12 protein-coding genes and 1 pseudogene are annotated in these 11,270 nt (G+C 28.9%); 7 read left to right on the top strand and 6 right to left on the bottom strand.

Annotation, left to right across the window (positions count from 1 at the left end; genetic code table 11):
* From LS70_RS09500 to LS70_RS09485, 4 genes and pseudogenes are all read left to right on the top strand, one after another.
* Window positions 1–435: pseudogene (locus tag LS70_RS09500) on the top strand (hypothetical protein); the annotation flags it as partial.
* 119 nt (window positions 436–554) lie between these two features.
* On the top strand, window positions 555–746 hold the full coding sequence (locus LS70_RS09495) for a hypothetical protein (protein WP_034291200.1): 192 nt from the start codon (window positions 555–557) through the stop codon (window positions 744–746).
* 224 nt (window positions 747–970) lie between these two features.
* On the top strand, window positions 971–1,186 hold the full coding sequence (locus tag LS70_RS09995; protein WP_034291198.1) for a hypothetical protein: 216 nt from the start codon (window positions 971–973) through the stop codon (window positions 1,184–1,186).
* A gap of 174 nt (window positions 1,187–1,360) precedes the next feature.
* Entirely contained in the window at window positions 1,361–1,996 is a 636-nt protein-coding gene (locus tag LS70_RS09485) for a hypothetical protein (protein ID WP_034291196.1), read from the top strand.
* Between the two features lie 142 nt (window positions 1,997–2,138).
* On the opposite strand, the gene LS70_RS09480 is transcribed toward LS70_RS09485, so the two are convergent.
* The 6 genes from LS70_RS09480 to LS70_RS09455 are packed head-to-tail and all read right to left on the bottom strand — an operon-like array spanning window position 2,139 to window position 8,447.
* On the bottom strand, window positions 2,139–3,044 hold the full coding sequence (locus tag LS70_RS09480) for a type VI secretion system baseplate subunit TssG (protein WP_034291194.1): 906 nt from the start codon (window positions 3,042–3,044) through the stop codon (window positions 2,139–2,141).
* Complete coding sequence (gene tssF, locus LS70_RS09475; protein ID WP_034291192.1) at window positions 3,041–4,765, bottom strand: type VI secretion system baseplate subunit TssF; 1,725 nt, start codon at window positions 4,763–4,765, stop codon at window positions 3,041–3,043. The genes LS70_RS09480 and tssF overlap by 4 nt, the downstream gene beginning before the upstream one ends.
* A 2-nt stretch (window positions 4,766–4,767) precedes the next feature.
* On the bottom strand, window positions 4,768–5,160 hold the full coding sequence (locus LS70_RS09470) for a hypothetical protein (RefSeq protein ID WP_034291190.1): 393 nt from the start codon (window positions 5,158–5,160) through the stop codon (window positions 4,768–4,770).
* A complete protein-coding gene (tssC, locus tag LS70_RS09465) occupies window positions 5,160–6,620 on the bottom strand; it encodes a type VI secretion system contractile sheath large subunit (RefSeq protein WP_034291188.1) in 1,461 nt (486 codons plus the stop codon). Before tssC ends, LS70_RS09470 begins: the two co-directional genes overlap by 1 nt.
* A 2-nt stretch (window positions 6,621–6,622) precedes the next feature.
* Window positions 6,623–7,108, bottom strand: coding sequence for a type VI secretion system contractile sheath small subunit (gene tssB / locus LS70_RS09460; protein ID WP_034291185.1), 486 nt, complete (start codon window positions 7,106–7,108; stop codon window positions 6,623–6,625).
* 55 nt (window positions 7,109–7,163) lie between these two features.
* Window positions 7,164–8,447, bottom strand: a complete 1,284-nt coding sequence (locus LS70_RS09455) for a type VI secretion system domain-containing protein (protein ID WP_034291183.1) — start codon at window positions 8,445–8,447, stop codon at window positions 7,164–7,166.
* A 117-nt stretch (window positions 8,448–8,564) separates the two neighbouring features.
* On the opposite strand from LS70_RS09455, the gene tssJ reads away from it, so the two are divergent.
* The 3 genes from tssJ to icmH are packed head-to-tail and all read left to right on the top strand — an operon-like array spanning window position 8,565 to window position 11,221.
* Complete coding sequence (tssJ, locus tag LS70_RS09450) at window positions 8,565–9,014, top strand: type VI secretion system lipoprotein TssJ (protein WP_034291181.1); 450 nt, start codon at window positions 8,565–8,567, stop codon at window positions 9,012–9,014.
* A 21-nt stretch (window positions 9,015–9,035) separates the two neighbouring features.
* Entirely contained in the window at window positions 9,036–10,430 is a 1,395-nt protein-coding gene (gene tssK, locus LS70_RS09445; protein WP_034291179.1) for a type VI secretion system baseplate subunit TssK, read from the top strand.
* A gap of 2 nt (window positions 10,431–10,432) precedes the next feature.
* Window positions 10,433–11,221: a type IVB secretion system protein IcmH/DotU gene (gene icmH, locus LS70_RS09440; RefSeq protein ID WP_034291177.1), complete on the top strand. Its 789-nt coding sequence runs from the start codon at window positions 10,433–10,435 to the stop codon at window positions 11,219–11,221.
* Window positions 11,222–11,270 lie beyond the last annotated feature (49 nt).

Here is an 11,270-nt window from a genome sequence, read left to right as displayed (position 1 = left end):
ACTTATATTAGCGAATACATTAATGTCATAGGACAACTCTTCCTAGCAGGTTATATTGATTTTGGCTCATATTGTGATGATGAGGATAGGAGTAAGATAGATTATCCTACAAATTTATCTTACTATAAAGAAGATAAATATCAAGCATGGATATATTTTAGGGATAATTATTTTTATGCAAATAGATTTAATAGAGATTTGTGCGACCCTGATACGATTGATGAAGAGGGATATAGTCTTATTTTAGGTGATACCTCTTGGGATACACCACAATATTGGTTGCAATATAATATTTGGGTTGCAAGAACAGAAAAAGGCACTAAATATTATAACGAAATCCTATCCCCAAGATTCTATAATAAATACAAAGATTTAGAAGTAGAAATAGATGATAAAGGTAATATTATAAGATGGATTGGAAAGATTAATAGATAAGTTAAAAATAACAAGAGTGTAAATAAGCTATTGTGAATGAAGAAATCAAATGCCACTCACTGATAAAATCTCTAAGTCGGGATTTGTTAAAATTAAACCATAAATGCTAAGGAAAGAAAATGGCAAAGTTTGATGAGGGATTAAGTCCAGAAGAAGCAGAGAATTTTATGATAGAGTTGAAGAACCTAAATGGATTAAATTATATGGTATTGACCCAAATAAACCTGATGATATTAGAAAAATCTTACAACAAAAAGCTCCAAAATTTGATAATAAAATCCATTATGTCCAGTCTCTTGAGGAAATCTTAGTAGAGGAAAGAAAAGATTTATGTATTGTTTATGTAGATGGAGCAGATATTAGTGATTACTGGGATTTTGTAGCTGAAGTTAGAGAAGCCTTTGATACACCTGATAAAGTGCATTGGCTAAATGTCCCGGGAAATCCCTTTTTATGCTGGATAACAGAACTAGATTGGCTAACTTGGGAGGGATATAATCGCTTTATGCTTATTATTAATCATTGGAATAAATGTATGAAAAGGAATCCTGAAGATAAACAAGATATTTTAAGAGAGTTAGAATATGTTTGCACATGTTGGGGCGGTAAAGATCCTGTTGATAATTGTAGTGCTATCTCTGGTAGAGAACCCATGTGGTTTCAAGTGTATTTAGTGCAAGGAAGAGAAGAGGAATCCCAAAGTGCTTGGGATAAGATTAAAGATTTTATAAGTTTTAATCATAGGATTTAGCTTTATAGAAATTTCTGTGCATTAGGATTGAAAATATAAAAACAGAATTTAAGCGCATATTGTTATAATTTTCTTAATAAAAATTACTTAAAAAGATACCAAAAAGAAGCCAAGAGCTAATCAAAATCAAAAAAACTATAAAGATGTCAAGCTTAGGGTTAATAAGGAGAAAAAATGCTTCCTCAACCTATATTTTTGGATAAGCTTATGCAATTTTTATCTGATGAGAAATTGGATATAAATGCTATTAAAAAAGGTATAGAGAATACTTTTTCTAAAAAAGATTTTCACGCCATATTAGAGCTAAATATTAAAATTATGGGTATGGCAAAATTAGTCCTTAAAAGCGATGAAGCAGTAAATGTCTTATTGCCTCAGGTTGATAATAATCAAAAAATAAAATATTCTCTTGAAAAACTAGAATTAGAAAAAGAAATGGATATAGATCTTGGTATGTTAAAAGATTCCAATAATGCAAAATTAATAGATATTATTAAACAAGAACATCAAGAGAATATTATTAAGGAATTAGACATTAGCTCCCAAAAAGAAAAAATAAAAATACTTTTTATCATTAACAAAGTTCCAAAATCCTTAAAATCAATTTACCAAAAGTGTGATTTTAAAGATTTTGGTTTGGCAAATTATTTGGAATTTGATGAAATTTGGGATTATTTTGAAAATGATACAAGATATTTTGCCGTTGTAACTTCTATTGGTGCAAACAAAGTAAAATTTTGCCTAGAAAATATACAAGATAAAGAAGATGAACTTAATGTCTTAACAATAAAATTAGATAAAGAAAAATAATTTTATAGAGTTATTTTTCACACTCAAATTTGAGTGATTCAAGATGTTTTGATTAAAGTGGAAATTAGAAATATGGCATATTAAAAGCACTTGCAATAAATAATACTTTTAGCTTTTTGTAATATACTTGTATTGTCTAAAATCACTCATATAACTTTATGTGCATAAGATGAAAATCTTTTTTGCGCTTTCCTAATAATTTCCCCCATCCTAGTTTTGCTGTGCTTTGATCGCCTAGTATGAAAAGCAACTTATCGCTATAATTAATTTTTATATACAAATCCACACAAAATTCATTGTTAGTAAGAAACATAACGCTATTTTTCAAATCTGTATGTTTTTCTTTTTTGGGTAGATATTCTATTGCTTCTTGATATTCAATACCTTGAATTAAAATTGCTATTTTATTTTGATAGGATAAAAATTTATTACCAAGAATAAAATTTTTTCCTAATATATGATTTTTAATACCCAGTTTATTTTGTTGGGATTTTGCAATTAAGATTCTATGAGGGATATTTTCTATAATTGAAAGCTTATTGTGGAGATTAAAATTACTTTGCAAGACTTTTTCTATATAATATTTAGGACGTCTTAAGCTTAACAAAAGAGGAGAGAAGGGTAAATATTTTCTAGCTATATTCTTATCTGTAATGCCAAGCATTGCAAATAAAATTTTTGAAATAGAATCGTTAAAATCTTTTTGAAAGCCTCTTGGATAATCTTTTAAATTTACAATTTCAAAAAATATCCATAAAATATAGTGATTAAAAAAATCAAAAAATAATGTCCAGCCCTCATTGTTGTCTTCATTGCGCGATAGTTTATCAAGCATATAAGAGGGTAAATGAGAGGTGATTCCATGTAAGCCCATAAAATTTACAATCACTTGGATTAAAAATTCTTCATCTAACCGGTTGAATCTTATTTCTTCAATTTCTTTGTTTGGGTGCTTAAGTTGCTTATTTGCCCTTAAAAAAATTTCATTTTTATTGTGGTTTAATAAAAGTTTTTTTAGGAGTTTGTGAAAGGAATAAGAGGAATTCATAAGATTGGTTTTTTGCCAAATGATGCTGGGTAATAAAGCGTTTCTTTGGAATCTAGGCATCGTATTTTTAATTCACAAAATGAATTAATGCTTGCAAATGAAGATAAAAATTTAGAAATTACAAGCCCTAGTTTATAGACTTCCCCTAGAGAATAGAATTTTGAATCTTTGATATAAAAGATAGTTAGTATTCCTTTTTTTGTAATATATTCATCTACTAAATAGGTGCTATTGCCTTGTATATCAACAATGGATTCCTTTAATAATTTGTAGGTTTCTATATTTTCTTTATCTTCTAAAAAGCTATAAGCTTCAAGAACATTAAAGAACGAATTTTTATTTAGCATAGTTTGGTAGTTAAAAGATAGTATAGAAATAAGTTTCCATAGTAAATTATCCACATTATATTTTCTCATAGGGCTTGGATTTTTGATATTTTTGGTGTATGTATCTTTAATAGGAGAGGTTTGAATATCGCCAATCTTTAAAAATGTCGGGAGATTTTTATTGCAACACAAAGTTTCAATAGTAATAGTTTCTGTTTGGTGGCTTGTTGAGAAAAAAGAGATTTCTTTATATGAGTCTCCTTTTGAATTTGTTTTGTCAGAGATAGAATAAAATTCATTTCTATTTTCTTTGAGAAATTCAAAATGTTCAAAATTATTATAGCTTTTTAGCATTCTTCTACCTGTATCACTATTATGTGCTTTTACTTGCAATATATTGATAATTTCATAAGAATCAAGCTGATTTCTATCAATAAAGATTCTATGTCCATCTCTATTGTGATGGTTAATGATAGGCTCGGCACTTTTTTGAAAAACATTAACAATAGGAGTTACTCCAAGAGAAAATAATTCTTTCCTTAAAATACAATTTTTTGGTAAATGCTTATCAAACTTAAATTCTATACTAAAGTTCTTACCCAAGCACCCTTTTAATACTTCTAAGCCTGTAATTGCAATGCAATTAAATTTTTCAGGAAGAAAGAAGTATTCTCTTAGCAAAGAAAATGCTTCAAAACCCAATTCATTGTAAGATAATGTGCTCTCACTAGGAGAAAGCCCCATTGTTTTAATATTATAGATACTTAATTTAAATTCCTCATTAGTATCTAATGATACAATCTTTAATTCTTTTAGATATAAGTGGATATATAAAAGTAGGCTACTTGAAGTATAGACATCATCTCCTAAGTAAATATTTAATCTTGTAATATCAAGGTCGCAAATATTAAAATCTTTGTTTGCATTAATTTTAAAACTCAAATTAAAGGTTTGGTATTGTTTATCACTACCAAGAAATGCGTCTTCAATACTCAAAGGATATAAGAAAACATCATAAATGGTTTTAAAGATACATTCACATTTATTAACAGGAATGGATTTTACATAAGTTCCTTTGGGTATGAAAATATGCTTTTCTTTGCTCTTTTCGTCTATTTGAAACTCTTGCATAGATAAGGAGGGCAATGCACTTGTATAATTTGGAGCAACAATATTTATCAGTGATTCAGCTATATAAGGGATATTTTGGTCCATTTCTTGATGAATTTTTGCAGTTAAAACTGCTAAATTTTCAATAATTCTTTCAACATCTGGGTCTTTACTATTGTGCGCTAAAAATGGAGCTAATTTTGGATATTTTTGGGTAAATAGCTTTCTTGTTTCATAAAGATAAGCAAGTTCTTTTTGAAAATAAAATATATTATCTTGATTCATTTTTAGATGACTTCGCAATATCTATTATTTTTGAAAATAATTTCTAAGCTAAATTCTTGGAATCTATCATTATAGAGAAAACATTGCAACATAAAAGTCAAACACCATGGGCTTAGTGAATTATCAAAACTTATGGAGATAATTTTAATGCGTTGTTCATATTTTTCAATAATAGAAACAATTTCTTTTGCTGTTGTAGAACACAAATCACTAGAATTTAAATTAAGTTCAGCCAAATTAGAAATATTTATGTCCTTTAAGATTAAACAATCATCTAATTTGGCATTTAATAAAAGACAGATATTGTCTTTTATATCTTTGTGAATATCATTGTGAAAAGAAACATTTTGATATTGGTCATCTAATGTAAATATAACCTTATCCAACAAAGACATTATTCTTTATCAAGCTTACCAACGAGTGAGAGTTCAAAGTTTCCGCCCATATATTTAAAATGCGGACGAACGCTAAGTCCAATTTTATACCATCCAGCTTCACCAGGAACATTCTCTACTTGCACTCTTGCCCCTCTAAAAGGTCTTCTGCTCCTCACTTCAGCAGGTGGATTTTCTTGGTCAGAAATATATTGTCTTACCCATTCATTAAGACCATTTTCAACATCACTTCTTTCTTTCCAGCTACCAATTTCTTCTCTTTGTAGCACTTTAAGATAATGTGCTAATCTTGAAATGAGAAATAAATAAGGTAATTGCGTGCCTAAGCGATAATTTGTTTCTGCCTCTTTGCCTTCAGGCGTGTTTGGGAATGTTTTTGGTTTTAGGGCAGAATTAGCAGAGAAGAAAGCAGCATTATTGGTATCCCTACGCAATGTTAGAGTGATAAAGCCTTCTTCTGCAAGTTCATACTCTCTTCTATCGGTAATTAGAACTTCAGTTGGAATCTTAGATTGCATTGTTCCAAAGCTTTCATAAACATAAGTTGGTAAATCTTTTACGCTACCACCGCTTTTTGGACCTATGATACTTCCACACCATCTATAATTTGCAAAACTTTCTGTAAGTCTAGTTGCAAAAGCAAAAGCAGAATTACCCCATAATAAATGATTGTGTGAAGCATGGACATCTTCTTTGTAGTTAAAACTTTTAATAGGGTTTTCATTGGGGTCATATGGGCTTCTTGTTAAGAATCTCGTTACCATAAGCCCAGCATATTTAGCATCTTCATTTTCCCTAAAAGTCCTCCATCTAGTATATTGAGGACCTTCTAACATGCCTTTTAAATCTTGAATATTTGCAAGCTCTGAATAATCCTCTAAACCAAAAAATTTAGGACTACATGAGGTTAAAAAAGGAGCATGGCTCATTGCAGAAATGCTAGCCATTTTATTTAAGAAAGTCATATCATAACTTGCTGCTGTAATTTGGTAATCTCCAATAACAGCACCAACAGGTTCTCCACCAAATTGACCATATTCGGAGGAGTAGATATTTTTATAAATTACACTTTGTGTAATGTCTGGATTATTTTCACAATCTTCCAAGATTTCTTCTTTTGTAATATTGAAAAGGTTGATTTTAATATTCTCATTGAAATCTGTTCTGCTGACTAAAAAATGCAATCCCCTCCAAGTCGATTCTAGTTGTTGCAAATTTTCATTGTGCAAGATTTCATCCATTTGTTTGGAGATTAAATCATCTATGTGCGCTATCATTTCATCAAGAGCAAATTTGTTGATTTTATCCTCTACATTATCACTCTTAACAATTTGAGAAATAAATTCAGCAACTCCACGTTTAGCAATACTATAACTTTCTTCATTAGTGGAATATTTGCTTTTTTCCATAATACTTTCAATAATGGGCGTGCTAAGCGTATTAGTCTTTTTGTCTGCCATATTTATTCTCCATCTTCTTGTTTGATTTCTAAGAGCAGTTTTTCCCTAGTTTCTTTATTTTTTAATGCTTCTAGGACAGCTTTTCTAAAGTTTGGAATGTTACCCATTGGACCTTTTAATGCCATTAAAGCTTCTCTGAGTTGCAAAAGTTTTTTAAGCTCTGGCACTTGTTGTGCAATGTTATCTGGGGAAAAATCTTTAATACTAGCAATATTAAGATTCACTTCTAATTCCTCTGCTTCATTGTTTAGAGTATTCTTTACATTAAAGCTTGTATTAATGTTCAGTTTTTCCATAACTTGATTAAAGTTAAGCTTATTAATCTGCAACACTTCGCGCTCTTCAATGGGTTGCTCACTATTGCTACCTGTAAGATTTGATAATACCATTAGTTTTAAGGGTAACTCAATCTCGCTATTTTGCCCATTTGTTTTTGCTTTGTATGTTATATTAATGCGCTCTTTGGGAGAACTTGAACCATCTGACATTTTTAGCCTTTCTTTTTTATGGATTTATCGGAGTTAAAATTCCAAAGAGTATAAACTAAATTTTATTAATTTTCCCTTGAATGAATAAATAATATTCCTCTAAATAATCTTTTAAAAGCGTATTTTCTAGTTTTTCTTTTAAATGCAAATAAATGATGTTTGCATTTTGTTTCATTTCTTTTTCGTCAAATAGTTTTGCCATTGCAATTAGTGCATTAATATTTGAAAATAAAGAACCATTAGAATTTTCTTTATTAATATTTAAAAATGCCTCTTCAAGACTTTTTGTTTTAGGGTGTGTCTTGGATTTTGAAAATTTTTGCTGACTCTTTGATTCTTCATTTTTTGAAAAATAATTAAATGTAGAGGCATTACACAGAAATTCTCCATTTTCAAATTTTAATTTTGTGATTTCTTGAAATTTGTTTAAAAAATTATTGACGAAAATTGTAAATATTTTACAAACGTTATCTCTTTTTTGAGAGACTAATAATTCATGAAAAAGTTGTAATCCTTCAAACCAAAAAGGATTCAAAACTAAATTTTTAATGCAGTTTTGAATTTGTTCAAGTTCGCTAATGTTTTCTTTGGGATTCTGCAATAAACCAATCAAGCTACTATCTGGGTATCTTATCTGGGTGATACCCTCTGCATGAAGTGGCATTTTTTTTATTTTCCCCCACATGGCTTCAAAAAAGAATGTATATGCATTAAGATTGTTTAAATCATTTTTCAATAAATCTAGACTAAGCTTTAAATAAAGCTCTCTATGTTCTCTATCGTTGATGTTATCTAAATCCGTAAGCTTGTTAGCAATAGTGTTTGTATGGGTATTAGATAGGGATTCTTTGTTTGTATTTGAAGGAGAAATATCCTGTGCTATTTCAAGAGAGTTAAACTTGTGATTAATAATATTTCCAATGTCCATTATAGTTTTATTGAGTTCAGTTAAGACTTGCTTTGAGATACATAATTTCAAGCGATTGGTCTCTAAAATAAAAAGTGCAATAGCGTCTTTGATTTTCTTTTTTTGAGTGTTTAATGTATTTTCATTTAATGATTGTGGATTATTTTCTAAAAAACCTTTTAAAAAGTTTAGCAAACATGAGAGTTCAATGAAGCAATCTTCTTTATTAAGATTAATGCAAGATAAAATGAAATAGTTACATATTTTTGCGTCCATTGAAGTATTTTTTAAAATATCAAGAGAGTATTGATATACCATATCCCAATTAATACTTTCATGATTTAGAGTTTTATATTTTGACATCTCGTCTTCTAAAAGATTAAAACTCTCTAAATGGAATAAGTCTTTTGATGAAGAGTTGGAGTAAGCCATTATTGAAGCTCCAAAAAATTTATAAACTTGTAGTGCTTATTAGTAACTTAAGTAAAAATTTATGCTATACTATTCTATAAAATAAAACTTAAAAAATTATTAATTAGGGGATTGTCTATGGTTTATAAAAATCTATTGTTTTTGCTAATGGTGTTGGTTTTTTCTGCATGTTCAAGCAAAGTTGATATTACAATTAATAATCATGAAAGATCAAATCTCAATAATAGACAAGATGATGTGCCATTAACTATTATTGTGTATCAGCTAAAGGATATAAAAAAGTTTGAGCAAGCAAGCGATATTGACTTATTTGCAAGAGAAGATGGTATTTTAGGAAAAGACAAAATTGATTCAATGAAAATGCAAATTGCGCCTAGAGACAATATTGTAGCAGTTAATGTTAAGGACAAAGAAGTCCCATATATTGGTATTTTAGTGTTTTTTGCAAATAATGACAAAAAAATAACTAAAGCATGGGCTAAAACGAGTGATGCAAGTGGAATTTGGTTTGGTAAAAAGAAGCTAGAATTTAAAATCACACAAGATGGTATTAATAAAGTCCAATAAATTCTATGAGGCAAACATATTATGGCGGATAAATTAAAAGTTACATGGCATGATGGTCTAAATGTAAGCTCAGTCCATTTTGAACAACAAGAAAGATTTTTGCAAAGAGTGATTGATTCTAAAACAATAGAGGTGTTTAGTAATTTATATGGAATCACAACACTTGAATTTTCTAAAGAAATGTTAATTCAAGGCAAAATTGCTATTACTAGAATTGAAGGAATCGCACAAGATGGAAGCATCTTTAGTGCGCCAGAACAAGACCTTTTGCCTGAACCTTTGGAGATAAACTATGATGCGTTGGCTAACTCTGTAATCACGCTAAAAATTCCTTTAGGCATTGCAAGTGTTGCAGATATTGCACTAAGAAATAATCTTCCTAATACCAAATACATTGCATTAAAAAGTGTAATAGCTTCAAGAAATTATGATGATGAGAGCAATGAAATTTTAAGACAAATAGGTGATGAATACGAAAATGATAATATTGCTTTTACACAAGAAAAGATTAGTGTAGCACTTGCAAGCTTGAGATTAAAACTAGGAATCTTAAACAATGCTGCACCAGATGAGCTAGAAATACCGATTGCAAAAATCAAGAGTATTGATGCAAATAAGAAAATTGATTTAGAAGAGGAATTTATTCCTACTTGTTTAAATGTTGCCAAAACGTCTATTATTAAGTCATTTTTAGAGGAGAATATTTATTCTATTAAACAACATAAAAATACTTTAACAAATATTTTTAAAGGCATTGATCAAACAAAAAATACACTTGATTTTAGCACCTATGTGTCCTTGAATCTTTTAAAAAAATGGTATTTGATTTTTTCTTATTTAATTAATAAAGATAAATTGCATCCTGAATTTTTGTATGAGAAGTTAATTGAATTTCAAGGAGACCTCGGCGCATTTAATGAGGACGATACATTTTTAGATTTTATTAAATATAACCATGACAATCTTAATGAAACTTTCTTGCCTTTAATGAATAATATTAGAATATTATTCTCAAGAATTACCAGCCCAAGATACACTATGGCAAAATTAATTAGTAGTAAAAATGGTTTTTATGATTTCTTGTTTGATAATCCAAGCATTTTACAAGATGGTGAAATCTATCTTGCCATAAGTGCAGAAGTGAATCACGAATATCTTTTACAGAATTTTAAAACACAAAGTAAAATCCATACACAAAGTAAAATAAAAGATATAGTTGCTACACAACTTAGGGGGTTGAATTTGGAGCAAATTTCAAATATTCCAAGCGCCATTCCTTATCTAAGTGGTTATGTTTATTATAGATTTGATAAGAGAGATGAAGTATTTGCAGATTTCAAAGGAGAAAATATTGTGAGTATTTATATTACAAACAATATTAAAAGTCCTGATATTAAAATATGGGCGGTGTTTTAAGCATGGAAGAAAGTAGTGCAAATAGACAATCTAATATAGAACCTAGTTTATTGCTAAATCATGGGTTTTATGGGCTTTTAAATAATAAAGTTTTAGACCATAGTTTAGAGCTACTTTTGTTATCATCAAGGCTATCTAAGATAGATATTTTAGAAACAAGCAAAATAGAAGCAATTAAAGAAAAAATGATTAATGATATATTGTCAATTAGTTCTAAACTAAGCACTTATAAAGAATATGAAGATAAAGATATTGTGAAATTAAGATATTGTTTATGTGTTTTTCTAGACGAGATTATTATGAAAAACGAACTTTTTATGAATAGTTCTTGGGCGCACAGCACATTGACTGTAAGGCTTTTTGATGAGACATTAGGGGGAGATAATTTTTATGATATAGCCTTATCTTGGTTAAATAATCCTGCTAAAAATAAGGATTTTTTAGAGTTTGTCTATGCTTGCCTTGTGTTAGGGTATAGAGGAAAATATTCAAGCAGTAAAGATGTTAATGAAAGAATCTCTTTATTTTGCGAAAACATTGCATCTGCAATTACTCCTCTTTTAAATACAGATGAAAATATTGCTTTTAGTAAAGCCTATAATCTTGATTTTAAAGAAACATTAGGAAGTAAATTCCAAAGGTTATATCTTAAAAGAACACTTATTGCATTGCCTTTATTAATTGTCATTGCAGTTTTTTCATATTTACTTCTTAATTTAGAAACAAATAATATAAGAGTTGAAAATAAAATAGAAAAAATGATTGATGATTTTACAGGTATAAAACAATAAACAATAAAGGTTGATAAATTACACAATACTAGGCACTTTGCTGTGGAAT

It is taken from the genome of Helicobacter sp. MIT 11-5569 (assembly GCF_000765695.2).
Lineage (GTDB): Bacteria > Campylobacterota > Campylobacteria > Campylobacterales > Helicobacteraceae > Helicobacter_D.
This window is presented reverse-complemented; position numbering and strand designations above follow the sequence as displayed.

What these genes read in the sequence shown, in the direction of transcription:
- tssC (WP_034291188.1), bottom strand. Translation starts at nt 6,620, where the DNA reads ATGGCAGACAAAAAGACTAATACGCTTAGCACGCCCATTATTGAAAGT.
- LS70_RS09485 (WP_034291196.1), top strand. Translation starts at nt 1,361, where the DNA reads ATGCTTCCTCAACCTATATTTTTGGATAAGCTTATGCAATTTTTATCT.
- LS70_RS09470 (WP_034291190.1), bottom strand. Translation starts at nt 5,160, where the DNA reads ATGTCTTTGTTGGATAAGGTTATATTTACATTAGATGACCAATATCAA.
- icmH (WP_034291177.1), top strand. Translation starts at nt 10,433, where the DNA reads ATGGAAGAAAGTAGTGCAAATAGACAATCTAATATAGAACCTAGTTTA.
- tssK (WP_034291179.1), top strand. Translation starts at nt 9,036, where the DNA reads ATGGCGGATAAATTAAAAGTTACATGGCATGATGGTCTAAATGTAAGC.
- LS70_RS09455 (WP_034291183.1), bottom strand. Translation starts at nt 8,447, where the DNA reads ATGGCTTACTCCAACTCTTCATCAAAAGACTTATTCCATTTAGAGAGT.
- tssB (WP_034291185.1), bottom strand. Translation starts at nt 7,108, where the DNA reads ATGTCAGATGGTTCAAGTTCTCCCAAAGAGCGCATTAATATAACATAC.
- LS70_RS09495 (WP_034291200.1), top strand. Translation starts at nt 555, where the DNA reads ATGGCAAAGTTTGATGAGGGATTAAGTCCAGAAGAAGCAGAGAATTTT.
- tssF (WP_034291192.1), bottom strand. Translation starts at nt 4,765, where the DNA reads ATGAATCAAGATAATATATTTTATTTTCAAAAAGAACTTGCTTATCTT.
- LS70_RS09480 (WP_034291194.1), bottom strand. Translation starts at nt 3,044, where the DNA reads ATGAATTCCTCTTATTCCTTTCACAAACTCCTAAAAAAACTTTTATTA.
- LS70_RS09995 (WP_034291198.1), top strand. Translation starts at nt 971, where the DNA reads ATGAAAAGGAATCCTGAAGATAAACAAGATATTTTAAGAGAGTTAGAA.
- tssJ (WP_034291181.1), top strand. Translation starts at nt 8,565, where the DNA reads ATGGTTTATAAAAATCTATTGTTTTTGCTAATGGTGTTGGTTTTTTCT.